31 protein-coding genes and 1 pseudogene are annotated in these 26,694 nt (G+C 64.9%); 3 read left to right on the top strand and 29 right to left on the bottom strand.

What is annotated here, in order from left to right; all coding sequences use genetic code 11:
* Positions 1-196: 196 nt before the first annotated feature.
* Positions 197-342: pseudogene (locus tag NGM28_RS08080) on the top strand (LysR family transcriptional regulator); the annotation flags it as partial.
* Positions 343-435: 93 nt separating this feature from the next.
* Here NGM28_RS08080 and NGM28_RS08075 read toward each other — a convergent pair.
* The 6 genes from NGM28_RS08075 to NGM28_RS08050 form a co-directional block, all read right to left on the bottom strand.
* Positions 436-987, bottom strand: coding sequence for a YdeI/OmpD-associated family protein (locus NGM28_RS08075; protein ID WP_252089644.1), 552 nt, complete (start codon positions 985-987; stop codon positions 436-438).
* 22 nt (positions 988-1,009) lie between these two features.
* Complete coding sequence (locus NGM28_RS08070) at positions 1,010-2,143, bottom strand: pyridoxal-phosphate-dependent aminotransferase family protein (RefSeq protein WP_252089642.1); 1,134 nt, start codon at positions 2,141-2,143, stop codon at positions 1,010-1,012.
* 201 nt (positions 2,144-2,344) lie between these two features.
* Positions 2,345-2,500, bottom strand: a complete 156-nt coding sequence (locus NGM28_RS08065; RefSeq protein ID WP_252089641.1) for a DUF2256 domain-containing protein — start codon at positions 2,498-2,500, stop codon at positions 2,345-2,347.
* Positions 2,497-4,023, bottom strand: coding sequence for a cryptochrome/photolyase family protein (locus NGM28_RS08060; RefSeq protein ID WP_252089639.1), 1,527 nt, complete (start codon positions 4,021-4,023; stop codon positions 2,497-2,499). The genes NGM28_RS08065 and NGM28_RS08060 overlap by 4 nt, the downstream gene beginning before the upstream one ends.
* 55 nt (positions 4,024-4,078) lie before the next feature.
* Complete coding sequence (locus tag NGM28_RS08055) at positions 4,079-4,615, bottom strand: DUF3833 domain-containing protein (RefSeq protein WP_252089735.1); 537 nt, start codon at positions 4,613-4,615, stop codon at positions 4,079-4,081.
* Between the two features lie 2 nt (positions 4,616-4,617).
* Positions 4,618-5,160 carry a chalcone isomerase family protein gene (locus NGM28_RS08050; protein WP_252089636.1) on the bottom strand — a complete coding sequence of 181 codons (543 nt, stop codon included), beginning with the start codon at positions 5,158-5,160 and terminating at the stop codon, positions 4,618-4,620.
* 87 nt (positions 5,161-5,247) lie between these two features.
* Here NGM28_RS08050 and NGM28_RS08045 point away from each other — a divergent pair, with 87 nt between their 5' ends.
* Positions 5,248-6,018 carry an SDR family NAD(P)-dependent oxidoreductase gene (locus NGM28_RS08045; protein WP_252089634.1) on the top strand — a complete coding sequence of 257 codons (771 nt, stop codon included), beginning with the start codon at positions 5,248-5,250 and terminating at the stop codon, positions 6,016-6,018.
* Between the two features lie 4 nt (positions 6,019-6,022).
* Here NGM28_RS08045 and NGM28_RS08040 read toward each other — a convergent pair whose 3' ends face one another.
* Complete coding sequence (locus NGM28_RS08040) at positions 6,023-6,922, bottom strand: LysR family transcriptional regulator (protein WP_252089632.1); 900 nt, start codon at positions 6,920-6,922, stop codon at positions 6,023-6,025.
* A 111-nt stretch (positions 6,923-7,033) separates the two neighbouring features.
* Here NGM28_RS08040 and NGM28_RS08035 point away from each other — a divergent pair, with 111 nt between their 5' ends.
* The gene (locus tag NGM28_RS08035; protein ID WP_252089630.1) at positions 7,034-7,672 is read left to right on the top strand and encodes a DsbA family protein; all 639 of its coding nucleotides are present in this window, start codon (positions 7,034-7,036) and stop codon (positions 7,670-7,672) included.
* A 78-nt stretch (positions 7,673-7,750) separates the two neighbouring features.
* On the opposite strand, the gene NGM28_RS08030 is transcribed toward NGM28_RS08035, so the two are convergent.
* From NGM28_RS08030 to NGM28_RS07925, 22 genes are all read right to left on the bottom strand, one after another.
* Positions 7,751-8,359 (bottom strand): glutathione S-transferase, encoded by a 609-nt coding sequence (locus tag NGM28_RS08030; protein WP_252089616.1) that lies wholly within the window; start codon positions 8,357-8,359, stop codon positions 7,751-7,753.
* Between the two features lie 177 nt (positions 8,360-8,536).
* Positions 8,537-8,863 carry a putative quinol monooxygenase gene (locus NGM28_RS08025; RefSeq protein WP_252089614.1) on the bottom strand — a complete coding sequence of 109 codons (327 nt, stop codon included), beginning with the start codon at positions 8,861-8,863 and terminating at the stop codon, positions 8,537-8,539.
* Between the two features lie 65 nt (positions 8,864-8,928).
* The gene (locus NGM28_RS08020; RefSeq protein ID WP_252089612.1) at positions 8,929-9,936 is read right to left on the bottom strand and encodes a zinc-binding alcohol dehydrogenase family protein; all 1,008 of its coding nucleotides are present in this window, start codon (positions 9,934-9,936) and stop codon (positions 8,929-8,931) included.
* A gap of 132 nt (positions 9,937-10,068) precedes the next feature.
* Complete coding sequence (locus NGM28_RS08015; RefSeq protein WP_252089611.1) at positions 10,069-10,677, bottom strand: dTMP kinase; 609 nt, start codon at positions 10,675-10,677, stop codon at positions 10,069-10,071.
* A gap of 137 nt (positions 10,678-10,814) precedes the next feature.
* Complete coding sequence (locus NGM28_RS08010; protein ID WP_252089609.1) at positions 10,815-11,237, bottom strand: PA0061/PA0062 family lipoprotein; 423 nt, start codon at positions 11,235-11,237, stop codon at positions 10,815-10,817.
* A 46-nt stretch (positions 11,238-11,283) separates the two neighbouring features.
* Positions 11,284-13,431, bottom strand: a complete 2,148-nt coding sequence (locus tag NGM28_RS08005) for a hypothetical protein (RefSeq protein ID WP_252089607.1) — start codon at positions 13,429-13,431, stop codon at positions 11,284-11,286.
* Positions 13,418-14,620, bottom strand: coding sequence for a DUF3142 domain-containing protein (locus tag NGM28_RS08000; RefSeq protein ID WP_252089606.1), 1,203 nt, complete (start codon positions 14,618-14,620; stop codon positions 13,418-13,420). The genes NGM28_RS08005 and NGM28_RS08000 overlap by 14 nt, the downstream gene beginning before the upstream one ends.
* A 184-nt stretch (positions 14,621-14,804) precedes the next feature.
* Positions 14,805-16,106 carry a hypothetical protein gene (locus tag NGM28_RS07995; RefSeq protein ID WP_252089604.1) on the bottom strand — a complete coding sequence of 434 codons (1,302 nt, stop codon included), beginning with the start codon at positions 16,104-16,106 and terminating at the stop codon, positions 14,805-14,807.
* Positions 16,107-16,217: 111 nt separating this feature from the next.
* Positions 16,218-17,060: a CsgG/HfaB family protein gene (locus tag NGM28_RS07990; protein ID WP_252089602.1), complete on the bottom strand. Its 843-nt coding sequence runs from the start codon at positions 17,058-17,060 to the stop codon at positions 16,218-16,220.
* 33 nt (positions 17,061-17,093) lie between these two features.
* Positions 17,094-17,513 carry a curli assembly protein CsgF gene (locus NGM28_RS07985; protein ID WP_240062922.1) on the bottom strand — a complete coding sequence of 140 codons (420 nt, stop codon included), beginning with the start codon at positions 17,511-17,513 and terminating at the stop codon, positions 17,094-17,096.
* Positions 17,510-17,902: a curli production assembly/transport protein CsgE gene (gene csgE, locus NGM28_RS07980; RefSeq protein ID WP_252089599.1), complete on the bottom strand. Its 393-nt coding sequence runs from the start codon at positions 17,900-17,902 to the stop codon at positions 17,510-17,512. Before csgE ends, NGM28_RS07985 begins: the two co-directional genes overlap by 4 nt.
* Positions 17,899-18,420: a type II secretion system protein gene (locus NGM28_RS07975; RefSeq protein WP_252089597.1), complete on the bottom strand. Its 522-nt coding sequence runs from the start codon at positions 18,418-18,420 to the stop codon at positions 17,899-17,901. Before NGM28_RS07975 ends, csgE begins: the two co-directional genes overlap by 4 nt.
* Positions 18,395-18,769: a type II secretion system protein gene (locus NGM28_RS07970; protein ID WP_240062925.1), complete on the bottom strand. Its 375-nt coding sequence runs from the start codon at positions 18,767-18,769 to the stop codon at positions 18,395-18,397. Before NGM28_RS07970 ends, NGM28_RS07975 begins: the two co-directional genes overlap by 26 nt.
* 5 nt (positions 18,770-18,774) lie before the next feature.
* Entirely contained in the window at positions 18,775-19,245 is a 471-nt protein-coding gene (locus NGM28_RS07965) for a type II secretion system protein (RefSeq protein ID WP_240062926.1), read from the bottom strand.
* A complete protein-coding gene (locus NGM28_RS07960; protein WP_252089595.1) occupies positions 19,242-21,077 on the bottom strand; it encodes a secretin GspD/PilQ domain-containing protein in 1,836 nt (611 codons plus the stop codon). Before NGM28_RS07960 ends, NGM28_RS07965 begins: the two co-directional genes overlap by 4 nt.
* A complete protein-coding gene (locus tag NGM28_RS07955) occupies positions 21,074-21,574 on the bottom strand; it encodes a hypothetical protein (protein ID WP_240062928.1) in 501 nt (166 codons plus the stop codon). The genes NGM28_RS07960 and NGM28_RS07955 overlap by 4 nt, the downstream gene beginning before the upstream one ends.
* The gene (locus NGM28_RS07950; RefSeq protein ID WP_240062929.1) at positions 21,574-22,125 is read right to left on the bottom strand and encodes a GspMb/PilO family protein; all 552 of its coding nucleotides are present in this window, start codon (positions 22,123-22,125) and stop codon (positions 21,574-21,576) included. The genes NGM28_RS07955 and NGM28_RS07950 overlap by 1 nt, the downstream gene beginning before the upstream one ends.
* Positions 22,112-22,654, bottom strand: a complete 543-nt coding sequence (locus tag NGM28_RS07945; RefSeq protein ID WP_240062930.1) for a PilN domain-containing protein — start codon at positions 22,652-22,654, stop codon at positions 22,112-22,114. Before NGM28_RS07945 ends, NGM28_RS07950 begins: the two co-directional genes overlap by 14 nt.
* A gap of 1 nt (position 22,655) precedes the next feature.
* Complete coding sequence (locus NGM28_RS07940) at positions 22,656-23,438, bottom strand: hypothetical protein (protein WP_252089593.1); 783 nt, start codon at positions 23,436-23,438, stop codon at positions 22,656-22,658.
* On the bottom strand, positions 23,419-25,104 hold the full coding sequence (locus NGM28_RS07935; protein WP_252089591.1) for a GspE/PulE family protein: 1,686 nt from the start codon (positions 25,102-25,104) through the stop codon (positions 23,419-23,421). Before NGM28_RS07935 ends, NGM28_RS07940 begins: the two co-directional genes overlap by 20 nt.
* Positions 25,105-25,161: 57 nt before the next feature.
* Complete coding sequence (locus NGM28_RS07930) at positions 25,162-25,695, bottom strand: response regulator (protein WP_252089590.1); 534 nt, start codon at positions 25,693-25,695, stop codon at positions 25,162-25,164.
* A gap of 239 nt (positions 25,696-25,934) precedes the next feature.
* Complete coding sequence (locus tag NGM28_RS07925; RefSeq protein WP_252089588.1) at positions 25,935-26,564, bottom strand: SurA N-terminal domain-containing protein; 630 nt, start codon at positions 26,562-26,564, stop codon at positions 25,935-25,937.
* Positions 26,565-26,694 lie beyond the last annotated feature (130 nt).

The raw sequence follows: 26,694 nt of genomic DNA, 5'->3' as shown, positions 1-26,694 counted from the left end.
AATCCCGAGGCTAACGCTGGGCTCACGTTCCCTAGCGGCCGCCAAAATACCTGACTGAATGTCACCCAGCGCGAGGTAGATGATGTACCCGTGCCAAGTGCCTTGCCCTACCGGAGAGTTCAATGAAAGGGATTGTCAGGGACCAGGCAACAATGAGACAAACTCATTTTTTTTGCACGCAAATTTAGTTTTTTTCATGATCGACCTGAGACACCTGCGCACGATCCATGCCTGCGCGAAACGCACAGCCTGCATGAAGCCGCCGAGCGCCTGCACCTGACACAGTCGGCGTTTTTGCACCCGTTCCGGGAGCTGGAGGAACGCATTGGCGTGCAACTGTTCGCGGCAATAGCAGCGACATGTCGCAGGCACGATGCCGACCAGCAGGACAAAGCTGCCCGCGACCATCAGGCGCTGGATATGGTCAGCCCAAAGTTAATTTTCTGCCTCGGGCGCCCGGAAGGCTTTGCTGTAATAGCCCGACGGGTCGAAACAGCAAACCTGCTTCTTGCCGGTTGCAAGCATATCGCAGGCATCAGCCATTCGCTTTTCGCGCGTCTTGAGTTGCTTCGCTGAAGTAATCCAGTGGATCCAGTCCACCCGTGCGAGGGTCGTCGTACTGTTCCAAACCTCTTGAGCCTCAGGCGTGGCTGCCAGGGCTTCCTCGAAATCTGCAGGGATTTCAGGTTCGGGCTCCTGCTTCACCGGCATGAGTTCGAGGGTAACGATATCGCCAACGGCCACACCTGCTGCGTCGAGTAAATCGCGACCGACCTTCAGCCAATGGCTCAGCTGACCATCGGGTTCCAGGGTTGCCTGGAAAGGATGCCCATTGATTGTGCCTTCAACGGTCGTCCTTCCCCGCCTTGGAAGCCGTTCACTCGCCTCCCTTGGAAGAACTGCAAACGCCCACGGCCCGTCATCACCGGGCTTTGCCGGACGAAGAAGCTTGGCTTCAAATCGTGACCTCGCATCGTTCGTTGCCATTGCAAGTCCTCCAACCGACCGTTCAGTTAACCATCACCTCGTCCAGTGCCTGCTCCAGGGTGCTGACCGTGCGCTCGAGATTGTGCAGCTTTTCGAGCCCGAACAGGCCGATGCGGAAGGTCTGGAAGTCGGCCGGCTCGTCGCATTGCAACGGCACCCCGGCGGCAATCTGCAGGCCGTGGCTGACAAACTTCTTGCCACTCTTGATATCGGCATCATCGGTGTAGCTCACTACTACGCCAGGGGCCTGAAAGCCCACTGCGGCAACGCTCTTGATACCTTTGCGGGCCATCATTGCGCGCACCCGATCACCCAGGGCCTGTTGTTCGTCGCAGACCTTGTCGAAACCGTAGGCTTGTGTCTCTTTCATCACTTCGTTGAACCGCGCGAGGGCATCGCTGGGCATGGTCGCATGGTAGGCGTGGCCCCCTTGCTCATAGGCCTGCATGATCTGCAGCCACTTCTTCAAGTCGCAGGCGAAGCTGGTGCTTTGCGTCGATTCGATGCGCTCGAGGGCCAACGCGCTGAGCATCACCAGGGCGCAGCAAGGTGAGGCGCTCCAGCCTTTCTGCGGTGCGCTGATCAGCAGGTCGACTGCGCATTTGTGCATATCGACCCAAATCGCGCCTGAGGCGATGCAGTCCAGCACGAACAGGCCACCCACCGCATGCACGGCGTCACCCACGGCCCGCAGGTACTCGTCGGGCAGCATGATCCCTGATGACGTTTCGACGTGGGGGGCGAAGACAATCTGTGGCTTCTGCGCCGCAATGGCTGCCAACACTTCGTCCAGAGGGGCCGGGGCGTAGGCCGCCTGGCGCCCCGTTTCAACCGGCCGGGCTTTGAGCACCGTCGTGGCCGCCGGGATGTTGCCCATCTCGAGGATCTGGCTCCAGCGATAACTGAACCAGCCGTTGCGGATCACCAGGCATTGCTGGCCGGTGGCAAACTGCCGGGCCACCGCTTCCATGCCGAACGTGCCACTGCCCGGGACCACCGCAACCGCCTGGGCGTTATAGACCTGTTTCAGGGTGGTTGAAATGTTCCTCATCACACCTTGAAACGACTGGGACATGTGGTTGAGCGAGCGGTCCGTGTAGACCACCGAGTACTCGACCAGCCCCTCGGGATCGATACCGGGATATATCTTCGACATGATGTGGCTCCTTTGGCAGAGATGTCCATGGCATCGACCCTGCCCTAAGCGATTGCAAATGACAAGATGCATCCGGCACACCGCAATCGCCAGCCTTGCCCCCCCTGCCCGACTTCTTCCATCGAATGAGCCACATCTGCATCAGGGGATGCGGCCATCGGACTGCATGGCTTTTCGGGAGCGTTGCGCGCGGACCTCAAATCATCCGCGAGCCTGTGCCCCGCGCCGTGCCGCCAGGCGGCGGCAGCGCTGCGAACAATATTTCACCTGCTCCCAACACCGCGCCCAGCGCTTGCGCCAGGTGAACGGCCTTGCGCAAACCGCGCAGATCTTGCACGGCAACTGGCCCTTCTTCATAAATCCTGCTCGGCATCGAGCCGCGCCAACAGTGCCTGGCCACGCCGCCATACCGCATCACGCCGCTCCGGCGCCATCCCATCCAGGCTGCGATACACCAATGCCAGCCGCGGGTTGCCCGACAGCGCGGCGCGATGGCGGATGAGAAAGTGCCAGTACAGCGCATTGAATGGGCAGGCATCGTCCTCGACCACCCTGTCGACCCTGTAGCTGCAGGCCTTGCAATGGTCGGACATGCGCTGGATGTAGCGGCCGCTGGCACAGTAAGGTTTCGACCCCAGGTAGCCGCCGTCGGCATGCATCACCATGCCCAGGGTATTGGGCAGCTCGACCCAGTCGAACGCGTCGATGTAGACCGCCAGGTACCACTCGCAGATCGCCGCAGGCGCGATGCCGGCCAGCAGGGCAAAGTTGCCCGTGACCATCAGGCGCTGGATATGGTGCGCGTAGCCCAGGCGCAGGGTCTGCCCGATGGCCTGCGCCATGCAGCGCATGCGGGTCTGCCCGGTCCAGTAGAACCCTGGCAGGGCGCGGTGGTTGCCCAGATGGTTGAGCCCGGCGTACTCGGGCATGCGCAGCCAGTAGATGCCGCGCACATACTCGCGCCAGCCGATCAATTGGCGGATGAAACCCTCGGCGGCGTTGAGCGGCACCCGCCCCTCGCGCCAGGCCGTGTCCACGTCCTCGCACAGGCGCCGCACATCCAGCAGCCCGATGTTCAGCGCCGCGCTGATGCGCGCATGGAACAGGTACGGCTCGCCTTCGGCCATGGCGTCCTGGTAGTCACCGAACGCCGCCAGGCCGAAGTCGAGAAAATGCTGCCACAGCTGTTGCGCCTCGGCATGGGTCACGGGGTAGTCGAAACCGTCAATGTCCCCGTAGTGGTCGCTGAAGCGCTGACGCACCAGCGCCACCACTGTCGCCGTGAGCGTGTCCTGCTCGAAGTGTGCGGGAAACGGCCCGCGCAGGCCGCGTGGCAAGGGTTTGCGGTTGTCGCTGTCGAAATTCCAGGCGCCCCCAGCCAGGCTGCCGTCGGGCTCGAGCAGCAAGCCACAACGCTTGCGCATGCCGCGGTAGAAGTGCTCCATGCGCAGGTGGCCGCGCCCTTGTGCCCAGCGGGCGAACGCCTCGCGTGAGCACAGGAAACGTGTGTCGCGGTGCCACACCAGCGGCAGGCCGGCATCGCGCAGCGCCTGCTCCAGGCGCCACTCGCCGCACTCGGTGAGGTGGATCTCACTGGCGCCCAGTGCCTGCCGCCAGCGCCGCAGCTCACCGGCAATGCTGCCGCTGTTGCCGTCCTCATCAAGCTGGACATAGTGCACCGTCCAGCCTCGCTCACGCAGTGCGCGGGCGAAATGGCGCATGGCGCTGAAGATGAGCACGATCTTTTGCGGATGATGCGGCACGTAGCGGGCCTCGCCCTCCACTTCCGCCATCAGGATCGCGTCGTGGGCAGGGTCCAGTGCCGCGAGGCTTGCCAGGTCGAACGCTAACTGGTCGCCCAGCACCAAGCCCAGGCGCATCGCTCGAGCTACCATTGGCGGGCTACCGACAACAGCTCCGGCGCTGTGTTCAGGGTCATGGCGCCCGCTCCGGAAGGCGGCGGAAGAACAGAGTGATCTGACCAACCTCCACGCCCAGCTTGGTCATTTTCGAGCGGTTGATCAGGGTGTCGTCATCCATCAGGTACATCCAGTCGTCCAGATCCACCTGCCAGTGGCGCCCGTCCACAGGCAGATCCAACTGGTAGCGCCAGCGCAGCGCATTCCCGGCCAGTTCACCGCGAGCCTCGCCGATCACATCCCCGGCGGTGCCCCGCCAGTGGCCGGGCCCGTCCGGCACCAGCGTCCAGGTGCGCCGCTGCCGTGTGCCGTCGCTGTAGAGAAAATGCTCGTCGAGGATCAGCCGCTCGCCGTCCCGACGGCTGTCGATGCGAACGTGGAAGCGCTTCACCACTTCTCCGGAACGTTTCTGGAACATGCCCCAGGCCTGAACCGGGCGCGAGAAGAAGGCCACCAGGTCGAAACGGGGTTGCTCCGCGGCGTACCGCCCGACTTCAACATTGCCACAACTGCCCAGAACCAGGAAGGCCGCCAGCAACAGCACTCTGTACATGGTCATGTGCCTCCTCGGTGCTTGTCGGCCAGGCCGAGCAGCTGCTGGCGCAACTGCGGATCCCGGGCCCGTGGGTCCAGCCAGATGGCAAAGAACGCCCGGGCAAAGGCCGGGTCGGCTATGTCACGGCTGGGCTTGCCATCGACGTAGAAGCGACAGCCCTGCTGCGGCAGGTACACCCCGGTGATGCGCATGCCGGGGCGCACATCCACGAACGCCTCCTGCAGTACCTTGGCCCAGGCTTCGAGTTGTTGCGGCGTCACGCGGTCGGCACCCAGGCGATGCATTTCCTCGAGGCTGGCTTGCACCAGCGTGTCCCGGGACAAGGCGCGGTGGTAGGTCAGTTCCAGAGCGAAAGGCTGGTTCCAGTCATGACGCGGGCCTTCGGTCCACAAGCGTGCGGTATACAACCGCAGGCCGAACCAGGTGAAGTCGCCACCGCCCAACGGGTGGACCGCTGGCAGCGCCACACGCCAGTCCGCAACGACCGCTGGTGGCGTCAGCAGCAGCAGGCAGAAACAGACCCAGCGAGCAAGGAGTGCCATGACGAATCTGCAGGAAGCTATAACTTGTACAAGACTAGATTTTTGTACAGGTTTAATCAAATCCTGCAAAAACAGGAGGATCGTCCGATGAGCCTCATCCCCAACCTTCACACACCCGCCAACGTGTTGGTCTGTGGCGCCAGCCAGGGGATCGGTCTTGCCCTGTGCTCGCAGCTGCTGGCACGCGATGACGTCGGGCTGTTGCTTGCTGTCTCGCGACGGGCAACCAGCAGCCCGGTTCTGGATGCCTTGGCCCGGGAGCACGGCCACCGGCTGATTTGCCTCGACTGCGACGCCCGGGACGAACAGGCACTCCAGGCTCTGGCAGGCAAGGCCCGTGCCTGCTGCGATCAGCTGAATTTGGTCTTGTGTACCCTCGGCGTTCTGCAAGAAGCGCCAGCGCGTGCCGAGAAGTCGCTGATGCAACTGGACCTGGCGGGATTGCAGGCGAGTTTCGCCACCAACTGCTTCGCCCCTGTCCTGCTGCTCAAACACCTGTTGCCGTTGCTGCGCCAGCAGCCCGTCAGCTTCGCTGCGTTGTCGGCACGGGTCGGGTCGATCGCCGACAACCACCTGGGCGGCTGGTACAGCTATCGTGCCAGCAAGGCCGCGCTCAACCAGCTGTTGCGAACGGCCAGCATCGAACTCAAGCGGCTCAACCCCGCCTCGACAGTCCTTGCCTTGCACCCCGGCACCACCGATACCCGGCTTTCACGCCCCTTCCAGGGCAACGTGCCAGTTGGCAAGCTGTTCTCACCTGCGTTCGCCGCCGACTGCATCCTCGAACTGGTCGGCCGGCATGGGCCGTTGCAGACCGGTACGTTCTGGGCCTGGGATGGCCAGTCGGTGCCCTGGTGACGGATCATGCCTGAAGGGTTTTCCTCGCCAACAACTCGGTAAACACCCTTACCTTGACCGGCCGAAAGCGCGCCGTCGGAAACACCACATGAATTTCCCCGCGTGGCAACGCCCATCCCGGCAACACCTCGATCAGCCGACCCGCCTCCAGGTCGGGCGCCGCCACATAGTCAGGCAGTACAGACAACCCGGCCCCCTGAAGAGTCGCCTCACGTACCGCCAAAGTCGCATCGAGCGACACGCTGGATTTCATCTCGACCACCACCCGCTCTGACTCGCGTCTGGAAAACGCCCATCGGGTCGGTTCCCGCAGCGCGGTGTTCGCCACCAGCGGCAGTTCAGCCAGGTCCGTGGGGGCCTGCAGCGCCTCTACATGCGCTCGCCACTGTGGCCCGGCCACCAGCCGCTGCTCGAAGTGGCCGATTCGACGGGCTTGCAGATGTTGCTCGGTGATCCACCCCACACGAATGGAAAGGTCCAGGTCGTGAGTACCCAGATCCAATGTCTGATCGCTGAAATGCGCTTCGACCTTGCACTGCGGATAGCGCTGTGAGAACTCGGTTATCACAGGGACCACGACACCGATGCCGTAATCGAAGGGCGCGGTCAGGCGCAGGGTTCCCGTTGGCTCGCTGGCCGATGCCGACAGTTCCTCAAAGGCCTCTTCGGCCTCCTTGAGGATCGATGCGCAGCGGTAGTAGAACGATTGGCCTGCCTCGGTGGTGCGGACTCGCCGCGTGCTGCGCACCAGCAACGTGGTGCGAAACTCTCGCTCCAGGCGTGCGACCTGCTGGCTGACCACGGCCTTGGTGATACCGAGCCGCTCGGCGGCCGCGGTGAAAGAGCCGGTCTCGACCACCGCCGTAAAGTAGGCAAGCCGGTTGAGGTTGGAAGTGCCCGTCATCCTGGCCTCTTGATTGTATGCTTTTAGAACACAATACGTTTGTTTTGTATTCATTTAAACATCAATAAGCGCACGATAGAATTTCAGCCATATCGCTGACGGAGTTCCTTCATGAGCAAGACCCTCGTTTACCTCTTCGATCCGCTGTGCGGATGGTGCTATGGCGCTGGTGGACCTTTGCCGCGGATCCTGGCGTCCACAGGTATCCCCTTGCACTTGCTACCGACCGGGTTGTTCGCAGGCGACGGCGCCCGCCCCATGGACGATGGCTTCGCGGCGTATGCCTGGAGCAACGACCAACGTATTGCGCGTTTGACTGGGCAGGTTTTCAGCGAACGGTACCGTGATCATGTGCTCGCCGACCGGAGCCAGGCGTTTGATAGCGGCCCCTTTACCCTGGCGCTGTCCGCCGTGAACCTGACGGCACCCGAGCGCGAGTTCGACGCGCTCAAGGCGATCCAGGCGGCGCGTTATGTAGATGGCCTGGATGTGACCCAGCTGGACACCCTGTTACAGGTGCTGGGTCACCTCGGCCTGGATGCCGCCGCCGAGCGTCTCGCGCATCCGGACGATGCCCTGTTCCAGTCCAACCGAGACCGTGTCGCCGAGGGCCGCACCATGATGCACAGGTTTGGCGCCCGAGGTGTGCCGACATTCGTCCTGCAACAAGCGAACGCTGCCCCGCGCTTGCTGCATGCCAGTGCTATTTTCTCGGACCCTGACGCGTTCGCCCGTGAGTTGAACGAATAGGGACTGCACCTCTCCCCTATTCAACCTGGTTATTCAGTAAACGGGTGCGGTCGAGCAACGCTCGAGCCGCACCCGGCATCAGGTGATCGGATAACGCTTGAACAGGTCAGTCTGCTCCAGGCGCACTGCATGGGCCTGGAGGGCCGGGAAGTCGTCGGCCTTGACCACGTCGGGCAACATCAGTTGCATGAACGACCAGGCTACGGCAGTGGTGAGCGCGGCCTGATCTGGCCGTTCGCCTGGCGACGGTTGCGCGGCGCACAGCCCGTCCAGCTCGGTGCACGCAGCCAACAACTGGTGGCTGACGCGCTCGACCCAGGGCGAATGGCGCTTTTCCTCCGGCCGCAGGTTACGCTCATAGACGATCTGGACGGCCTTCTCGCAGGCTGCCAGCGCCAGGCCCAACGTACGCAAAGCCTTGGCCAGGGCCTGTGGCTGCTGCGGCAACAACTTGCGGTCGGGGGCGCTGAAGGTCTCGAAGTAATCGATGATCAGCGTCGAGTCCATGAGCACCGAACCATCATCCAGCACCAGCGTCGGCGCCTTGACCACCGGGTTGATCCGGGAGAACGCCTCGAACGTGCGGAAGACCGACAACGGATCGTGCTCGAACTCGACGCCCAACAGGTCCAGGGAAATCGCCACCCGGCGCACATAAGGCGAATCCAGCATGCCAACAAGTTTCATCCACTACCCTCCTTGGTTGATATTGATCTGCGACGCTGTTTCCCGGCGCTTGAGTGGACGCTTGAAGCGGCCACACGCTTGTTGAACACGGCTGAAGCCTACCACCTTTTCACACATTGGCCTTCCTGCAGCCAAAACGGCAAAAAAGTTTATTTCCTGGTGAGCCGCGGGCGCTCATCAGGGGTGAGGAGCAACGGCGGTGGACACCGGGTCGAGGAAGATCAGTTGCAAGGGCTCCGCCAACAGCTTGTCGGCCTGCTCGGCAAAGTGTCGGAAGTGTGCAGTGGCCAGGTGGGTGTCCAGGGCCTGTTGATGGTCGAACGCCTCCCGCATGTAGAACGTGCCGGGCTCGTCGCTGCGCTCGAACAGCATGTAGTCGCGGTTGCCGGGCTCCGCCCGGGTCGGTTCGATCAAGGCCATCAAGGCTGCTTTCAGCGCCTGTGCCTGGCCGGGCTTGGCCTTGAGGATTGCAAGGGAAACGAGGGGGTTATCCTGTCGGTTCATATCTGACTCCTGCTCAGAGGCCTGAGGCAGGCGCGGTACCGCCTGTCCCAGAGGGGTAATGGGTTTTAGAAGCCTTCCAGGACAATCTTGCCGCGCGCCTTGCCGCTTTCCACCAACGCATGGGCGCGACGCAGGTTGGCGGCATTGATGGCACCGAAATGCTCGCCCAGGGTGGTGCGCAGGATGCCCTGGTCGATCAGCCCGGCCACCCGCTCGAGCAAACGATGCTGCTGGATCATGTCGCAGGTTTCGTACAGCGAGCGGGTGAACATCAGTTCCCAGTGCAATGACAGCGACTTGCGCTTGAGCGGCATGACATCCAGTGTCTGCGGATCATCGATTACTCCCAGGCGACCTTGTGGCCGCAGCACCTCGACCAGTTGCGAGAAGTGCTGCTCGGTGTGGGTAAGGCTGGCGACATGGCTGACCGACTCGATCCCCAGGGCCTGAAGTTGCCCTTGCAACGGCGCGCTGTGATCGATGACATGATGAGCCCCCAGCTCGCGCACCCAGTTGGCGGTTTCAGCGCGGGAGGCGGTGCCGATGACCGTCAGGCGGGTCAGTTGTCGGGCCAGCTGCACCAGCATCGAACCGACGCCACCGGCGGCGCCGACGATCAGCAAGGTGTCGCCCTCCCCGCCGCCTTCGACTAAACCTAAGCGGTCGAACAACAGTTCCCAGGCGGTAATGGCCGTCAGCGGCAGCGCTGCGGCCTGGGCCGCTCCCAGGCTGCGAGGCTGGTGCCCGACGATGCGCTCGTCCACCAGGTGGTACTCGCTGTTGCTGCCGGGCCTGGCGATGGAGCCGGCGTAATACACCTGGTCACCTGGCTTGAACAGGGTCACCTGGGGCCCGACTTCACGGACAATGCCGGCCGCGTCCCAGCCGAGTACTTTCGGCTCACGCGTGACAGTGCCGGCGCGCACCTTGGTGTCGACGGGGTTGACCGACACGGCCTTGACCTCGACCAGAAGGTCCTTGAGCCCTGGGCTAGGCCTGGGGATTTCGATGTCCTGAAGAGACGCTGGGTCTTCGATGGGCAAGGCGTTGTGGATGAAACCGATGGCTTTCATGGTTGCTCGCTGCTGAAGGGGTTGGTTCGCCATTCAGTCTGGCGTGCCTGACGCCTGGGAAAAACGGGCTGCACCCGCGAACACTTTCACTTCAGGAGTGAAAATGAGACGTCGATCAGCCGTCAGCGTGCATCAGAGCAAACCATGGATCTCTGATACCAACTGATTCGTCGCCTCTTCGAGCGTTCCTTCATTTCGGCACATGACCCAGCCGTTGTCTGCAACTGCCCGTTGGAATGCCTCGGTGCTTGCGACATGCTCTTCCAGTTCATGCATCACCGTACTGCTCAGCCCGCGCGAGCGTGCCGCTGCCCTCGCCCAGGAAATCTCAGGCTTGGTGACTACCCCGATGTGCAGGTCTGGTACCCGCACGTTACGCTCGATATTCAAGCGCAGAATCTCTGCAAACGACACCAGCCGACGAAACGCGGCGTCGGAGGGGTACCAGCGATCAATCAGGATGATGCTGTCCGCTGGCTGCTTGGCCAGTACATGCTGCGACATCCACTTGCGGCTTTCGGCAAAGCGCTCACACACCCGCCATTCGAGATCCCGGCAGGGGTTCCTGACGAACTGGTTGACCAGGGCCATGGTTTCACCCCGGTAGGGATCGCTCTTCTTCTCGGAAATCCGCACCACCTTCTGGTTGTCGGCCCTGAGGGCTTTGGTGACGGACTCCAGTAACGTGGTCTTGCCGGTACCCTTGGGCCCGTCAAGGGAAATGAACAGCGAACGATTCATGTTTCAGACAACTCATTGATGTGTGAGGCCTCTGTAGGAGCGGCTTCAGCCGCGATGAAGTGGCAGGCACCCGCTTCGCGGGTGATCGCGGCTGAAGCCGCTCCTACAGTTACAGTTTTGGCACGGAGGTGGCGTCGTTACATCAGGCAGTAGAACTCACTGACCTCTGCCACGATCTTCCCTCCAGCATCATACAGCCTCGCCTCCGGTGTCATGGCCATGGAGCGCGCCTCGAGCACATAGCGTTGCCCCGCCTTGAAGTGCGCGTAGCTCACAGTCAGATAGCACTGCCGCACAGTGGGGCCACCCATCATGCTCATCCCTCCACCCCCATTCACTTCATAGTCGAACCGGACCACCAGCTCATGGCTGCCGGGGTTGACCTGGAAGAACCGGCCGTCGCTCAGGCGCTGTTTGTCCAGGCGCTCGGCCAGCAGCACACGGTCATTGGGGAATGGCATCGAGAAATCGACCCAGGCCATCTGCGGGTTGGCGGCCGGCATGGGGGCCTGGCAACCCGCGAGGGTGGTGATTGCCAACAACAACGTCAAGCTACGCATGATAGAGGCCTCGACGACAGTCATTTGACAACACATTACCCCTCGTTCAGGCCTTCGTCTTGCGCCGTCTGATCCACAGCCAGGCAACGCCAGCCAATGCCGCCAACCCCAGCGGCAAGATTTGCGCTTTATACGGCCGCAGCACGTCACGCGCGGTATCCAACGCCTCAGTCACATAGCGCTTGTTGGCTTGGTCGAACCGTGGCGCTTCGCACTGTTTGCCGAAATCCTCCGCCCACTCGACGAAAGGCCCTTGCTCGACATAGCGTTTGTACAGGGCACTTTCCTGATCGCTACCGGGCACCCAGCCGGCCGCCGTGCACAACACTGCGGCGAAGGCCTGGCTGCTGTGCGGCAGGTTGTCCGCGGCCTGGTTGGCCAGGTCGGCGGCGACATAGCGATAGTGATAGCGCAGGTCGGGCTTGGCTTCGGTGGCTTGCTGACGCTGCAGCTCGCCGGCACCGATCAACGGCCCTGGCTGTACTTCGGCGCTTCCCAGGCTGAAGCCGCCGCCCAGCCAGGCATAGTCCGGCGCCATCTCGTAGCCCAGGATCTCCATGCCGGACGTGCGCGCCAATGTCGCCGCGGCATACAGTGCCTCGGCCCGACCGGTGGCCGTCCAGCGCGAGACGGCGTCCTTGCGGTTCTGTACGTAGGCCTTGGCATCGACTTGCAGTTGTGGCGTGTCGAAATAGCTGGGGGCCTCGTCGTAACGCCCTTCACGTAGCAGGCGACGGCCGAGCAGTTCACGCAACTGCGTCGCCACCGGTCGCGGCACGTAGCTGCCTTCCTCTGCCTTGGCGGCCGGCGGCGCCGGCACGTGGGCATCGACATAGCCCTTGAGTTCATCGAGGGTCAGTACCCGCTCGGCCACGTTCGCCGCATCCTGCCAGTAGACTTCCTGGCTACGGTACAGCTGGTCGAACGCCTGCAGGTAATCGCCGCGCTCCAGGGCCAGGATCGCGCCCTCGCCTTCGACCCGGCAGCCGGGTTTCACGCTTTCGTAGTCCCAGTCGGGCGTTTGCCGCGAACCCCAGGATTCGTCACGGGGAAACGCGGCGGCAGCCTTGGCGTAGGCAGTCGCCGCCTGGGCCTTGTCCCCCTCGCGCAGGGCCAGCTTGGCGTGCAGCCACCAGGCAAGGCCGGTATCGCCGGCATGGCGCAGATACCCTTGGGCAGTGGCGAAGTCGCCCGCTTGATAGCTCAGCGCAGCCAGCCGGTCGGCATCATCGAGCTGGTCGCCGACACTGGCCTGCAGCAGCCGGGGCAGGCGCCGTTCTTCAGCCGGCTGCTGCCTGTCGTAGTCCCAGCCGATATGGCTCAGCAGGTAGGCGGTGAGCAGCTTGCGTGCCATGGGTTGCTGCAACAGGGTTTTCAGTGGCTCGTCCGGCATGGCCACCAGTTCGTCGGCGAGCTGCCTGAGCGAGCTGTAGCCATTGCCCGAGCCCAGGCGGCTCTGGCTGGCGTACAGCTGTACGGCGCTGTCCCAGTCGCCGGCGAGCTTGGCCAGGCGGGCCTCCTCGCCAAGGCTGGCCACGCCCAGCTCGAGCGGGTCGCTGAAGCCTTCGGCGCTGAGGGCACGGGCCTGCTGGAAAGCCTGTCGTGCCTGGGCCCGCAACGGTTCGGGTGCTGGCTGCGAAGTGTCGCCGGCTTCAAGGCTCTGGGCCGCCAGGGCCCGCCCCAGGGAATAGGCCGCCCAGGTGCTGCGCAGCTTGCGTTGTTCGGCGGGCAGCGCCAGCACCTGGTTGAAGTAATCCACCGCCTGGGCATTGTCGCCGGCCTCGAATGCCACCGCACCGGCGATGTAGAGGCGCAGTTCATCCGGCAGGTCGACGCCCTGCGCCTCCACCTGTTGCGGATCCTGCAAGGTGCGCAGCCGCGCGACCTTCTCCCGCAGGTTTTGCGGCAGCTCGCTGGCTTCGACCTGGCTGCGCTGCGCACGGTAAGGGCGGTCGTTGTCGTCACCGTCCCAGTAAGGCGTCAGGGTGGCCTCCGTGGTGGGCTTCAGGCCTGCCAGTTGCTGGCCGAGGCGGTTCACTTCGAAAGCGAAATTACCTTCCGGCAGCTCGGCCAGTGCCTGTGCCCGGTCCCTGAGCAACTGCATCGGGAAATCGGGGCCACAGGCCAGCGCCGGGCCAAAGGGCACGCTCAGCGACAGGCACAACAGGTGCCGAGGCCAGTTACGGGTAGACATTCCATGCTCCTTGGTCGATTCCAGGACAGCGTGCCCAGCCGAGCACGCGCCGGCCGCCAGCCGCGACACGCGCGCTGGACTGGCGGTTGAAGACGAGATGTTGAAGTGATTGCTGCAAGCGGTAACCGTTGAGACCGTCCGCTGCGTCGCACGCGCCGGTCTTCAGTTCCACGCGCGCAGGTAGTGGCAGGTCAAGATTGCCGACGTTGGCCAACGTGATGTCGTAGAGCCCCTCGCGCCCAGTCGTCTCGACCTGCCACTGGCTGGCCAGCGCTTCGCCGCGCGCCACCGCCTTCAGGGTGGTCAGGCTCCAGGCGCGGCGGTCGCCGGGCAACGGCAGGCGGAACCAGATCAGCCCGGCCAGGTGCGCGGGCGGCTGGTTGCGCAGTTGCCGCCCAAGGTCCAGCAGTTGTTGCGGATCGGCCAGCAGCTCTCGACGCTCGCCGGCAAGGCCCAAGGGCACTTCGCTTTCCACCACGGGTGCACCGCCGGCATCTGCCAGCAGTGCGACGCCATAGGCGGGCAAGGCAAGGTAGAACGGCTTTTCGCTGACACGGCTCCATCGTTCGGCCCATTGTCTGGCCAGGAGCGGATCGAACAGGCCCCGCCGTGGGTCGCTCACCGCATGCACCTGCAGCACACTGCTGTCCACGGCCTGCAGCAGCGCAGGCAGCTGCGGGCTGTCTAGCCAGGCGGGCAATGCGGTGATGCTCAGTTTCAGGCCGGGCGGCAGCTGTTCACGCAGGTTCAAGAGAAAGTCGGTGTAGCCCGGCAGGCGGGCGTTGCCACTGTCGTGGTCGATTTCGAGCCCACTCAGGGGCACGCCGACAGCCTGCCAGTCGGCCAGCAGTTGCGCGACCTGGGTGCGTGCTGCCTCCAGGTCCAACGCAGGGAGTTGGCCGTCCAGGCGCACGACCGCGATCACCGGCCGGCCATCGGCCTTCAATTGCTCCAGGTCGACCAGCGCCCTGCTCCACCCGGCCTTCGGCTGGGCCTGCAATGCCAATACCCGCAAGGTCGAGAAATCCGCCCGGCTTTCGGCCAGGGCCTGCGCATGGGCAGGCCGCCATTGGCGCTGCCAGATGTAGAGCTGCTGGTCGAGGGGCGACGTGGGTTCGGGCTGGCAGCCGGCGAGTGCCCCGAGGACGACACAGGCAAACAGGCGGCGCAGGGAAAAGGTGGCGGGCATACAGTCCTTTGTCTGGCGCTTTCGGGCGCCATTGCGAGGTGGCGATAGTACCTCAACGCAGTACCTTGCGAACACGGCCATGCTGACGCTGGGCAGACCGTGGCTCGGGGTGGTATCGGCGTTGGCTGCTTCGCCAGCAAGGCTGGCTCCTACAGGTATGCGGCGTTCTCTGGCGACATTCTCGTCAAGGCAACGCCCGCACGACCAGGTTGTCCAGCACCAACTGGCTGTCGTCTTCCTCCGTGTCGACCGTGACGATCACCACCTCCGGGCCATCGATAGTGAATGTATGGGTGCCGTATTGCATGCCGGCAGGCTCCTCATCCTCACGCAAGTCGTAGTATTTGCCCGCTATCACCGTTTGCACCCCGCAATAGCTGCTGCACCCCCATGAAAAACTCACCACCCGAGGCCCGGCACCCGTCAGGACGAACCGCACCGTTGAATTCGCCTCGATGTGCTTGCCCTCGATCTTGCAGTTGATCCCCCCGTGGGGTTTGTCGCTCACCCCCCGGTTTTCACGGTTCAAGATGAACTCGACACCCTTCGACTCGACCCTGGCGTACGCCCCTACATCCTGCTCCTCGAAATCCACTGTCGGTGTGGGCGTCGGCTGGCCCAGCGCCTGGTCACCCGGCTCATAGCTGAAGGCCACGCGCTCAGTCCTGTCGCTGGGAAACTTCACCCGCATCACGGGTATCGGCGGGCCGTACTGGTACGCATAGCGAATCTGGTCGAACTGCGCCTTCGCCAGCGCGTCCCGCTCCCCTTCGACGTAGAAGAACGAGTGCAAGGGTAACCGCCCACCCTGCCCCGGTTCCCAGACACGCAGCAGCACTTCGTTGTTGATGGGCCAGAGTGCGTCCGACAGCCCCCCACGCGCCTCCACCGCCGAATGGAAGGCGCTGGCCGAAATCACAGGCTCCGCGCGCAGGTCCCAGCCACATACTCGGTAGTTGCCCGCCTCGGGATACTTGTCCAACCAGTGCCGTGCCGAGTCCACACCGAGTGCCTGGCAGGTATCGGTGGTGGTTTCATAACCGGTGATCGGGCCACAGCCCTGCAAGGTCGGCCGTTGATTGGTGTTGGCGTTGATCGGAAAGGTGCACAGCACGTCGAGATCATCTAGCTTGCCCTCCGGCGCCTTCAGGGGCGGGTACAGGATCAACCCGTTGAGGTTGCCGAAGGGTTTGCCGAACGTGCTGTCGTGGCGTAACCACGAGAACGCGACGCTACCTTTTTCAAGCTGCCCGGCGCTCGGTTCCCAAGGCTGGATACCAGGGTTGCTGGCGGTGGTACGCAGCGCGACGCCGCTGCACCGATAGCTTGGGCTGTCCGCGCCCCCGCAATCCTGGACCGTGCTTTCATACCATTGCCTGAGCTCGAAGACCGCCAGCTGCCCGCGCCTGTCCAGGCTGATGTGCGGTGGTGGATAGGTGGCACAACCACTGATGACCATCACCAGCAGCAAGCACAGCTTGTACATGGGGATACCCCTGGCATTGGAATGTCTGGGGTATTTGCCCATACACCCAAGCCAGGCGCCACTGGCAGAAATGACAGGTCCGGCGCGAAACCCGGTTACCGGCCATGCCGCCTACGGCTGCTGATACTGGCTCAGGTACTTGTCCAGCACCGCCTTGTCCCCTGCCCCGTCCCCTGCCACCTGCCACAACCGCCGCTCGATGCCCTGCGCCAGCAAATGCCCCACTGCCGCCTCGATCGCCGACAACACGCACAGCTGCGCCGGCTCGTTGGTGGTGTAGCCCACTTCGGCCTCGAGCAGCTTCTTGAACTCGATGAACTTGAACACCCCGGCACTGCGCCCGACCGAATAGATGGTCTTGCTGGTCATCACGTTGGCCAGCACCTGCCCGGTGCGCACGTCCACCGCGCGCAGGTTCACCGTCACCTGGTCGACCCGGTACTCGCGGGAGATGTCGATACCCAGGTAGCGGGCGCCCTCGCCGCCGCTGCGCACGTTGGTGTCGTAGGCGATGATGCCGCCTTCGAGCATCAGGTTGGCGGCCTGCAACGGCGGCAATTCGCCCTGGATGTTCTCGGCCACATCGGGCTTCTTCTGCGAGGCGCGGATGATCTTGCGCTCGGTCAGCAAGTTCTGCAGGCCCTCGCGTTCGAGCACCACGAACCAGCCGCTGGCGTTGAGCGCGTCCATCAGCATGCTCGCCGCGCCCTGGGTGACACTGGTGGAGAACGAGCTGGCCGGGGTCGGCTTGTACTGCCCGGTCTGGTCGCGGAAACCGTACACCACCGCCATCAGCCGCCCGCGCGGCCGGGGCATGTTGATCAGGTCGTAGTAGGTCGAGGCCCGTGGCGTCAGGGTCGGGGTCTCGGCGTCCTGTTCGGCGGGCATCGGTTCGCGCAGGCCGCAACCTTGCAGGGCGGCGAGGATCAGCAACGTGCTCAGCAGGCGTTTCATGGTGTTCTCTCCCCGGTAATGATCCTGTCCCTCTCAGGGGTTCAGGCCGCTCACGTCGATGATCGAGACTTCTCCCGTGGCCCGGTCGGTGACCCTGATGCTCAGGGCCCCCGAGTCATCGAGCACATCGATGAGGAAGGCGTCGGTGGCCATGCTGCCGCCCTGGCCATTGCCGATGTTGTCCAGCAACTGCCCCAGCAACCGCGACTCCAGCTGGTTGCTGAAACGCTCCAGGGCGCTGGTGCCGCTGAACGCCGAGGCGCGGTCCTTGAGGTCCGGGTCGTCGTGGTCGTTCTGCGCCTGGGCATTGTTGAGCAGCCAGGTGCCGTTCAGCGGGTTGCCGCCGAACGCCGGGTTGACCGGTGTGTACACCAGCTCCGTGGCCAGGGCCTGGCCGGCGAGGCTGGCAGCCAGCAGGCAGGCGGCGATACGCAGGGGGGTGTGGGTGCTCATAGCTCGTCCCTCTCCAGGTCGGTTGTGTCCTGCAACAGCCGTTGCAGCTTGCGCTGGACGATCTGCTGGCGGACCAGGTCCGCGGCCTCGATGGCCTCGTCGTGCAGTTGCGTGGTGTTGGGTGGCAGGAAGCGCCGGTACACCACCTCGCGTTCGTATTCCACCGTCACCAGGCTGCCCCAGCGGGCATCCGGGCGCTCACGCACCACCAGGTTGAAATCCAGCCGGCTGGTGGCGCGCAGCCGGTCGCTGAAGGCGTAGTAGAAGTCGTGGCCGATGTGCGAGATGGTGTTGTCGACGATGAACCCCATCATCTCGTCCTCGTCGCCGGCGCGTGCATGGCCCTGCAACAACAGGCACAGGCACAGCGCGATGGCCAGGCGGCTCATGGCGCGTCTCCCGGGCCGTTGTGCCGGCGCGCGCCACCGGCGCCTTCGGCGAAGGCTTGCTCGGCGACGAACTGCCAGTCGCTGTAGTGCTCCAGCCCCTCGAAGCCGCTCCATTGGGTATCGAAACCGCTGCGCTTGAGCGGCAGTGCATCGGAGCGGCTGTGCACACCAGTGATGCGGCCATCGACCGCGCGCAGCAGGCCCCAGTCGTTGCTGCCGGTCAGCGGGTCGGGGTACAGCCTGCGGATATGCCGGCGTGGCGTCGGGAAGCGGTTGTCCTCGACCAGTTCGCCCAGGTCCTGCGGGTACTGGGCCAGCCCCGGCGAGGCGCGGTAGTAGCTGCGCAGGGCCTGGGCGTACTGGCCGCCCACCCACAGCAGCTGGCGCTCGTGCTCACGCTGGGCGCTGGTGGCCCACAGCGTGCCGGTGGCGGCCAGGGCCACGCTGCTGACCGCGATCAGCAGCAGCACGCCCAGGTAGGTGAAGCCGGCTTCACCATTCGGCATAGAGGCTGCCATCGCGCGCCCTCCCGCTGGCTCCGCTCTTGATGTCGGCCACGCCGCCCGCCACGCCTTCGGGCGGCGGCACCAGTTGCCAGCCATCGCGGCGTTCGCTGATCGGATCGACCGGGGTGTTGCGCAGGTAGCGCTGCTCCACCAGTTGCTCGAGGGAATCGGGGTAATGCCCGGTGTCGCCGTAGTAGTGGTCCAGGGCCTCGCGCAGCACCGCCAGGCTCTGGCGCAAGGTGGCCTCGCGGGACGCCTCCAGGCTGTTGAAGTAGCGCGGCAAGGCGATGGTCATCAGGGTCGCGATGATCGCCATCACCACCAGCAGCTCGATCAGGGTGAAACCTTGGTTGCGTTTCATCACTGTCACCATTGCCCGTAGGGGATGCCATTCAGGCCTTTGCCCGTGGCCGTGGAATACACGTCGAACACGTCCTCGCCTTGGCGCGGGTTGTCGGCGCTGCTGTCATAGGCGCGCAGCCCCCAGGCGCCCTGGTCGTCGGCCTTGGCCGGGCGCAGCGGGTCGTGGGGGATGCGCCGCAGGAAGTAGAACCGCGCGCCCTTGGCGCTGCGCACGTCGCGCACGCCCTCGACCAGCACCTGCAGGCTCGGCGGATAGCCGCTGGCGTTCAGGCGCTTCTCGATGTAGCCGGCGTCGAAGGCGCGCTTGTAGGCGTCGATGGCGTCGCGGATCTGGTACAGGGCCTCGCGCAACTGCTGTTCCTTGCCGCGGCGCACCACGGTCTCAGTCAGTGGCGCGGCCATGCTGGCGAGCAAGCCCAGCAGCGCCAGGGTGAGCACCACCTCGATCAGGCTGAAGCCCTGCTGGCGTTTCATGGCCGCGGTACCACGGCCATCTGGCCCTCGACCATGGGCACGCTACCCGGTTGGGCATCGCCATCGCTCGCGGGCAACGGCCGGGCCATCTGCCGGACCTGCATGCTCGACTCGGTGCCGGTGCCGAACTCCATGTCCGATGGGCTCTGGTACGGCAGGTTGCGCACGATGCGCGGGGTGATCGCCAGCACCAGCTCGGACTTGCTCATGTCGTCCTTGTTGCTGCCGAACAGCCGGCCCAGGCCGGGAATGTCCCCCAGCCCCGGGATCTTGTTGCCGCTGGCGTTGTGGTCGTTGCGCACCAGCCCGGCCAGCACCTGGGTCTCGCCGTCGTGCAGGCGCAGGCTGGTCTGGGCGTTGCGGGTGTCGACCTGGACCGGGATGGTGCCCTGGCGGGTGGCCTCCAGCGGCGTGGCATTGCTCACCTCCAGCGCCACCTTGATCGCCACCTCGTTGTTCAGGTGCACGGTGGGCTGCACTTCGAGCTTCAGGCCGACATCGAGGTAGGTGACGCTTTCGGTGATCACCGGCCCTTGGGTGGAAGGCACGGAGGTTGCGCTGATGATCGGCACCCGCTGGCCGATGTGGATGCGCGCCTGCTCGCGGTTGCTGACCCGGATCACCGGGCTGGCCAGGGTGTTGATGTCCTTGTCCTGGGCGTTGATCTTGGCTTGCGGCGCCGGCGAGATGCTGATGCGGCTGGAGTCGATGCCGCGCAACTGGTCGAGCACGCTGACCGACTTGCCGTCGCTGGTCAGCACGCCGAAGGTGTTGGGCCATTGCAGGCCCAGGTCGAGTATGCGCGAGGTGGCCACCTCCATCACCTCCACCTCCAGCACCACCTCGGGGTTGGACTGGTCCTGGGACTGCAGCAGCTTCTCGGCCATGTGCACCGCGTCGGGGGTGTCGCGCATGGTCAGGGTGTTGAGGCGCTCGTCGACGAACACATCACGGGTCTTGAGCATGGTCTTGAGCATGTTCATCGCGGTGTTGGCGTCGATGCTGGTCAGGTAGAAGGTGCGCATGACCAGTTCCTGGTAGTCCTTGGTCTTCTGCGGCGAATCCGGGTAGACCAGCAGGGTGTTGTCGTTGACGATCTTCTGGCGCAGCTGGTTCTGCTCCAGCAGCAGCGCCACAGCGTCCTCGATGCGCACTTCGCGCACGAAGATGGTGGCCTTCATGTCCGGGCGCAGGTCGCGGTCGAAGATGAAGTTGATCCCGGCGACCTGGGCCAGCACCTCGAAGATGGTCTTCAGGTTGGCGTCGCGAAACTCCAGGGTGACCGGGCGCTCCAGTTTGCTGCGCAACTGCGGGAACGGCTGGGCGGTGCGGGCCTGGACGTTTTCGATGTCGCTGCGCAGCATGATCCCCTTCTGGTTCTGCGGGTCCAGGCGCAGCACTTCGCGCATGTAGCGCTCGGCGCCGAACAGGTCGCCCTGGCGCAACGCCGCCTGGCCCAGGGCGACACGCTCGTCGAGGGTGCGGATCAGCTCCAACTGGCGGATGCCCTCCTGCGCGCGGCGGTTGTTCGGCTCGATCGTCAGCACCCGCCCATAGCCCATGCGCGCCGCGGCGAAGTCATGGCGGATACGGTCACTGTCAGCCTGGCCCAGCAGCGCCTCGACCGCCGCCTGGCGGCCATGGGCCAGGGCGATGTTCAGCTCGGTGTCGCGCGGGTTCTCGCGCAGGGCCTCTTCGAGCCGGGCGATGCCGGCTTCGTACTGGCCCTCCTTCATCAGTTCCGCGCTGTCCTTGCGCACGGCGCTGGAGCCACATCCGCCGATGGCCACGCACAGGGCCAGCAGCAGGAACGGAGACTTCGAAGGCTTCATGGTGCGCTCCCTACAGACAAGGTCTGTGGCTGGTGCAGTGGCAGGTAGACCAGGCTCAGCTCGCTGGCCGAGACCCGGTCGAGGCGGTAGGTGTCTTCGATCACGTCGCCCTGGCGCACGACGTAGAGCTTCTCGCCGTTCTGCAGAAACACCTGCAGGTCGTCGCGGTCGCCCAGGCGGCCGACGAACTGGAACGGCAGCGCAGGCGCCGTGGGGGCGGCTACCACGGGGGCGGTGACCACGGGTTGTTCGGTGACGGTGGCCAGGGTTTGCGGAGGGGTCCATTGCTGGGCCGGGAACAGGTCTTTCGAAGGGGGTTGAGGTTTGTTCGCCGGCAAGCCGGCTCCTACAAGAGGCTGCATGCTCCCTGTAGGAGCCGGCTTGCCGGCGAACGGCGCCACCTCGCCCTCAAGATCGAACCAATGCCCCGGCGCCCAAGCCAATACCGCGCTCAAGCCAAGAAACCCACCCCACGACACCACGCGCTGAATGTTCATCACGACCTCGACAGGTAAAGGGTCATGCGTACCCGGCCAGTGAGTTCACGCTCGCCGATCCGCTTGCGTTGCAGCTCCAGGTCTTCCAGCACCAGGGTCGGCAACTGGCCCAGCAACGCCTTGAGAAACCCGCGGATCTGCGGGTAGCTGCCGCGCACCGGCAGGACGATCTGGTAACGCGCCAGCTGGGTCTTGGGGTCGACGCCCAAAGCGTATTCACCACGCGCCAGGCTGATGCGCTCGGCCTCGGCCAGCCGGTACAGGCGTTCGATCAACTCGCTGGCCTGGGGCTGGCCAGGCAGTTGCTGGCGCAGATCGTCCAGCGCCTGTTGCTCAGGCTGCACCTGGACCTTCAGCTCGCCACGCGCCAGGCGCAGCACCTGGACGCTGGCGTCCGCCTCACTGGCGCGCAGCTCGCGCACCTGCTGCCACAGCGGCAGCACCCAGGCCAGGGCCACTGCCACGACCAGCAGGGCCATCAAGATCGCGGCCAGCCCCACGCGCCCCAGGCGCTGGACGGCCTCATGCAGGATCAGGCTAGGGACGCGCATGGCCGGTCTCCCAGGTGGCGGTAAGGTTGAAACGCACCGGATGCTCGGCCTGGCCGGCGACGATCTCGTGGTTGAGCAGCGACACATCCGACAGCTCTTCGCTGCGCTCCAGGCGCTGGTGGTACTGCAACATGGCCTCCAGGTCGCGGGCCTCGGCGGTGATACGCACCTGCCCCTTGCGCGCATCGGGGGTGAGGCTGAGCAACGCCACATCCTCCTGAGGCATCGCCTCGAGCATGGCGAACAGCTGCTGCCAGGGCCGTTGCAGCTGCTGCGATACGCTGCGCATCTGCGCCAGGCGCTCGGCCTGCTCGCGGACCACCGCGCTGCTGTGTGGCGCGGCGCTGGCCGGGCGGCGGCCGAGTTGCAGTTCCAGCTGGTGCACACGGGCTTCCAGGCCCGTCTGCTCGCTCACCAGCTGTTGCTGGGCCAGCACCAGTACCGCCAGCGCGGCGCCCCCCAGGGCCAGCAGCGCCCAGGCCAGCGAACCGTTGCGCCGGGGTTGGAATTCCAGGTCGAGGCGGCGCATGTCAGGCCACCGCCCGCCACATGGCGCACAGCGGATCGGCCTCGGCGGCCGGCGGGCACAGCTGCACCGCACCGATATCCGCGACCGCCTGCCGCCCGGGCGCATGCAGGTAGACCCGTGGCGGTTGCCCGCCGTACAGCTCGCAGGTACGCGCGATCAACGCTTGCAGGGCCTGGTCGGTGTCGGCGCAGCCCTGGGCCAGCACCTGTTGCCAGACGCCGTCGGCGGCCAGCAACAGCACGCTGCGGCGTGGCTCGGCGAGCACGAAGAGGAAATCCCCCTGCGCCATCTGTGCCGCGCAGCGGTTGTAGGCGGCCATCAGGTAAGGCTGTACCGAACGCACGCTCAAGCGGCGCTCCCGGCCCAGTTCGCGCAAGCCCTGCAACAGCGCCTCAGGCAGTGCCGTGGCGATCCGTGCGGCACCGGCAGGCTCCGGCGACAGCACGATGCGCCAGTCATCCAGTGGCTGCCCGTAGAGCTGTTCGAAACAAGCCCTGGCATAGGTGTCCAGCTCACGGGGCGTGGCGATGGCAGCGCTCCAGGGCACCAGGCAGAAGCGGCTGAAGCGCGCCGACAGCAACACCCGCAGTTGCCCCCCTTTTACCGGGTGCGCGGCGAGCAGTTCGTCGAGGGCGGCGAGCGCCGCACCCCAGGCCGGTTGCGCCGCCTGGCAGTCGAACGGGCGGCTGCCCAGCCAGTGATGATGGCGACCGTGCCAGCCGCCCAGGCCGACACCCTCGGCGCCGAGCACGGCGCAATAGTGATCAGGCAATGAATGTGACACGGTTGATCTCCTCAAGCGTGGTGCGGCCCGCACGGACCAGGTCCAGGGCCGAGGCCCGCAGCAGGCGCAGGCCGCGCTGGCAGGCCAGCTGGCGGATCTGCGCCAGGGGTCGGCGTTCGACGATCGTCTGCCGCAGGTCGTCGTCCAGGTGCAGCAGTTCGGCGATGGCGCTGCGCCCACGGTAACCGCTGCCGCGGCACTGGCCGCAGCCCTGGGCGCGCATGAACCGCCAACCCTCCACCGCGTCACGGCTCAGCCCCGAGGCCGCGAGCAGTTCGTCGTCCGGCACGCAGGCCACCGCGCAGTGCGGGCAGGCCAGGCGCACCAGGCGCTGGGCCAGCACGGCGTTGAGCGCCGAGACGAAGCTGTAGGGGTCGACCTGCATCTGGCTGAAGCGGCCGATCACGTCGAACACGTTGTTGGCGTGGATGGTGGTGAACACCAGGTGCCCGGTGAGCGCCGACTGCACGGCAATCTGCGCGGTGTCCGGGTCGCGGATCTCGCCGACCAGGATCTTGTCCGGGTCGTGGCGCAGGATCGAGCGCAGGCCGCGGGCGAAGGTCAGGCCCTTCTTCTCGTTGACCGGGATCTGCAGCACCCCGGGTAACTGGTACTCGACCGGGTCCTCGATGGTGATGATCTTGTCGACGCCGCGGTTGATCTCGCTGAGCATGGCGTACAGCGTGGTGGTCTTGCCGCTGCCGGTGGGGCCGGTGACCAGGATCATGCCGTAGGGCTCGCTGGCCAGGCGGCGCAGCGCGCGCAAGGTGTGTTCCTCGAAGCCCAGGGCCTGCAACTGCACGCCGCTGACCTTGTCCGAAAGGTCCTGCTTGTCGAGCACCCGCAGCACCGCGTCCTCGCCGAAGATGCTCGGCATGATCGACACGCGGAAGTCGATCTGGCGCTCGCCGATGGCCACCTTGAAGCGGCCGTCCTGGGGGATGCGCTTCTCGCCGATATCCAGCTCGGCCATCACCTTGATCCGCGAGATCACCTGCTCGGCGAAGGCGCTGCCGCTGGCCTTGCCGGCGCCGTTGAGCACGCCGTCGATGCGGTACTTGATGGTCAGGCCCTGGCCGGTCATGCCCAGGTGGATGTCGCTGGCGTGCTGCTTGAGGGCGTCGTAGAGGGTCGCGTTGACCAGCTTGACCACCCGGCTCTGGTCTTCGCTGATGCTGGTCAGCGACAGGCGTTGCAGCGGGTCGGCGTCAGTGCCGGCCTCAGCGTTGCTGTCGAGGGTATCGACGGCGTGGAAGCTCTCTTCGTGACGCGCCAGGAACGCCGCCAGGTCGGCGGCATGGGCCAGGTACAGCGGCGCGCCCTGCAGGCAGTCGTCGATCCAGGCCAGGCGGGCACTGTCGAAGGGGTCGGCGAACACACCGACCAGTTGCCCTTCGTGTTCGACCAGAGCGCATTCGTGTTTCAGGCACTGGGCCAGGCTGACCCGATCAAAGGCTGGCTTGCTGGCGAACAGGGCCTGGGTGTCGAGTACCGGGTAATGCAGGGTGGCGGCCAGGCGTTGGGTGAAGGTGGCGGGCGGTTCGCCGGCAAGGCGTTCGAGGTGGGTCAGCAGGCGGTCTTCACCTGCCTGGGCGCGGGCCTGGTTCAGGAGATCGCGGGCGTAGCCCTGCGCTTGCTGTGCCTCTGTATCGAATGCCTGGGACATGGCCTGCGACTCCGCTCAGGGGCGCGTCGCAGGCCGGGGGAGTGGCCGCGGGCGCCGCTATTCCCCGGTGAGCAGTTGGTCGTCGTCAGGTTCGGGGGGCTGGCCACCGTTGCGTCGGCGGTCGGCCAGGACCCAGCTGCCATCGTACAACTGCAAGGGGAACGACTCGTTCCTGTTCTGGCGTCGTTCGACGAAACCCTCGGCCGGGCGGTCCGTGGCCCTGCGCTGGCGCTCGATGCCCATCAGGTCGAAGATCGCGCGGGCCAGTTCCATCAGCGGGAACGGCTTGAACAGGACGTGGCTTACACCCAGCTCGGCGGCCCGCTCACGGACCTCGACGGTCGGGTGGGCGGTGATCAGCACGAAATGGCACGGCCTGTTCCTGCGCACGGTCTCCAGGACCTGAAACCCCTCCATGTCGGGCAAGCGATAGTCCAGCACGATCACATCCGGTGCCAGGGTTTCAGCCTGGCCGATACCACTGGCACCGTCGTGGGCGACGTGGACTTCCAGGCCTTGCGCTTGCAGATACGCCTGCAGGTTCTGCGCAAGGGTCTGTTCGTCATCGACTACCAATACTCTGTTCACCAAGGTCCACTCCCATGAACTGCCCGGTCTCCCGGTCTGCGAAGTGCGGCCTTGTAGAGGCTTGAGCAGGCTTCGTGCCAGGCATGAAGGGTTAATGCGCACCACATCCAACTAACTGTTTCTTATCGAAATTTTTATATCGCCCAAGGCCTGCGGGCGCGCACTCCCCCATAACCGGGGAAGTGATGGCATTTGGCCAAGCCCGCTTTCCCCACTGTTGGGGCAACGCCTTGGCAGATCGCTCAGTCAGCGCGCTCCACTGTAGCGGATTCGCGCAAACGTTGGCGCACGGCCTGGCGGGCCTGGGCCTGCAGTTGCGCGACGAGCGCGTCCCTGGCCTGGCGCTGGCCCTGTTCCGGTAAGACAGAAGTATTATCACTTTGGTTCTGCGTCCCTTGCAGTCTTTGCTGGAAGGCATCGATCTCGGCGGCACTGGGCTCGTCGACCACGGTCAGCCGTGCGAACGCTTCCTGGGCGGCCATCTCATGTCGAGTGTAGTCAGCGAAGCTGTCGCGATCGAAGCCTGCGTCTTCCAGGCGGCGGGCGAACACCGCCGGGCTGCCGAAAGCAGTCTCGACTTCGGCGAGCCGCGCCCTCACCTGCTCATCGTCGATGACGATGCCTTGCCGGCGCGCTTCCTGCCACAGCAGTTCCTTGTCGATCAACTCGTCCAGGGCCTGCTCGCGCAGGCGCTGGTACAGGTTGGGGTTGCGGATGCTCGCCACCGCCCGCCCCTGGGCTTGCAGGTATTCGGTGAAATAGCGCTCCAGGCGCAGCGCGCCGATCTCCACGCCATTCACCCGGGCCACAGGGACGTCGGCGAGAATGGCCGGGGTGACGCCCAACAGCAGGCACAGCAGCAGGATACGCATGGCAGCCTCCTCTCAACCCATTGATCTGTACGGCCCTTGTAGGAGCGGCTTCAGCCGCGATCACCCGCGCAGCGGGTGCCCTGCACCGTGTTGGATTCATCGCGGCTGAAGCCGCTCCTACAGGCCCCAT

This window comes from Pseudomonas sp. MWU13-3659 (genome assembly GCF_023757525.1).
Taxonomy (GTDB): domain Bacteria; phylum Pseudomonadota; class Gammaproteobacteria; order Pseudomonadales; family Pseudomonadaceae; genus Aquipseudomonas; species Aquipseudomonas entomophila_E.
The sequence above is the reverse complement of the archived record's forward strand: the minus strand, read 5'-3'. Positions and strand labels throughout refer to the sequence as shown.

Bases quoted from the DNA above. Each gene is read 5' to 3' on its own strand.
- NGM28_RS08075 (WP_252089644.1), bottom strand. From the start codon at position 987: ATGGCAACGAACGATGCGAGGTCACGATTTGAAGCCAAGCTTCTTCGT.
- NGM28_RS08070 (WP_252089642.1), bottom strand. From the start codon at position 2,143: ATGTCGAAGATATATCCCGGTATCGATCCCGAGGGGCTGGTCGAGTAC.
- NGM28_RS08065 (WP_252089641.1), bottom strand. From the start codon at position 2,500: ATGAAGAAGGGCCAGTTGCCGTGCAAGATCTGCGCGGTTTGCGCAAGG.
- NGM28_RS08060 (WP_252089639.1), bottom strand. From the start codon at position 4,023: ATGCGCCTGGGCTTGGTGCTGGGCGACCAGTTAGCGTTCGACCTGGCA.
- NGM28_RS08055 (WP_252089735.1), bottom strand. From the start codon at position 4,615: ATGTACAGAGTGCTGTTGCTGGCGGCCTTCCTGGTTCTGGGCAGTTGT.
- NGM28_RS08050 (WP_252089636.1), bottom strand. From the start codon at position 5,160: ATGGCACTCCTTGCTCGCTGGGTCTGTTTCTGCCTGCTGCTGCTGACG.
- NGM28_RS08045 (WP_252089634.1), top strand. From the start codon at position 5,248: ATGAGCCTCATCCCCAACCTTCACACACCCGCCAACGTGTTGGTCTGT.
- NGM28_RS08040 (WP_252089632.1), bottom strand. From the start codon at position 6,922: ATGACGGGCACTTCCAACCTCAACCGGCTTGCCTACTTTACGGCGGTG.
- NGM28_RS08035 (WP_252089630.1), top strand. From the start codon at position 7,034: ATGAGCAAGACCCTCGTTTACCTCTTCGATCCGCTGTGCGGATGGTGC.
- NGM28_RS08030 (WP_252089616.1), bottom strand. From the start codon at position 8,359: ATGAAACTTGTTGGCATGCTGGATTCGCCTTATGTGCGCCGGGTGGCG.
- NGM28_RS08025 (WP_252089614.1), bottom strand. From the start codon at position 8,863: ATGAACCGACAGGATAACCCCCTCGTTTCCCTTGCAATCCTCAAGGCC.
- NGM28_RS08020 (WP_252089612.1), bottom strand. From the start codon at position 9,936: ATGAAAGCCATCGGTTTCATCCACAACGCCTTGCCCATCGAAGACCCA.
- NGM28_RS08015 (WP_252089611.1), bottom strand. From the start codon at position 10,677: ATGAATCGTTCGCTGTTCATTTCCCTTGACGGGCCCAAGGGTACCGGC.
- NGM28_RS08010 (WP_252089609.1), bottom strand. From the start codon at position 11,237: ATGCGTAGCTTGACGTTGTTGTTGGCAATCACCACCCTCGCGGGTTGC.
- NGM28_RS08005 (WP_252089607.1), bottom strand. From the start codon at position 13,431: ATGTCTACCCGTAACTGGCCTCGGCACCTGTTGTGCCTGTCGCTGAGC.
- NGM28_RS08000 (WP_252089606.1), bottom strand. From the start codon at position 14,620: ATGCCCGCCACCTTTTCCCTGCGCCGCCTGTTTGCCTGTGTCGTCCTC.
- NGM28_RS07995 (WP_252089604.1), bottom strand. From the start codon at position 16,106: ATGTACAAGCTGTGCTTGCTGCTGGTGATGGTCATCAGTGGTTGTGCC.
- NGM28_RS07990 (WP_252089602.1), bottom strand. From the start codon at position 17,060: ATGAAACGCCTGCTGAGCACGTTGCTGATCCTCGCCGCCCTGCAAGGT.
- NGM28_RS07985 (WP_240062922.1), bottom strand. From the start codon at position 17,513: ATGAGCACCCACACCCCCCTGCGTATCGCCGCCTGCCTGCTGGCTGCC.
- csgE (WP_252089599.1), bottom strand. From the start codon at position 17,902: ATGAGCCGCCTGGCCATCGCGCTGTGCCTGTGCCTGTTGTTGCAGGGC.
- NGM28_RS07975 (WP_252089597.1), bottom strand. From the start codon at position 18,420: ATGGCAGCCTCTATGCCGAATGGTGAAGCCGGCTTCACCTACCTGGGC.
- NGM28_RS07970 (WP_240062925.1), bottom strand. From the start codon at position 18,769: ATGAAACGCAACCAAGGTTTCACCCTGATCGAGCTGCTGGTGGTGATG.
- NGM28_RS07965 (WP_240062926.1), bottom strand. From the start codon at position 19,245: ATGAAACGCCAGCAGGGCTTCAGCCTGATCGAGGTGGTGCTCACCCTG.
- NGM28_RS07960 (WP_252089595.1), bottom strand. From the start codon at position 21,077: ATGAAGCCTTCGAAGTCTCCGTTCCTGCTGCTGGCCCTGTGCGTGGCC.
- NGM28_RS07955 (WP_240062928.1), bottom strand. From the start codon at position 21,574: ATGAACATTCAGCGCGTGGTGTCGTGGGGTGGGTTTCTTGGCTTGAGC.
- NGM28_RS07950 (WP_240062929.1), bottom strand. From the start codon at position 22,125: ATGCGCGTCCCTAGCCTGATCCTGCATGAGGCCGTCCAGCGCCTGGGG.
- NGM28_RS07945 (WP_240062930.1), bottom strand. From the start codon at position 22,654: ATGCGCCGCCTCGACCTGGAATTCCAACCCCGGCGCAACGGTTCGCTG.
- NGM28_RS07935 (WP_252089591.1), bottom strand. From the start codon at position 25,104: ATGTCCCAGGCATTCGATACAGAGGCACAGCAAGCGCAGGGCTACGCC.
- NGM28_RS07925 (WP_252089588.1), bottom strand. From the start codon at position 26,564: ATGCGTATCCTGCTGCTGTGCCTGCTGTTGGGCGTCACCCCGGCCATT.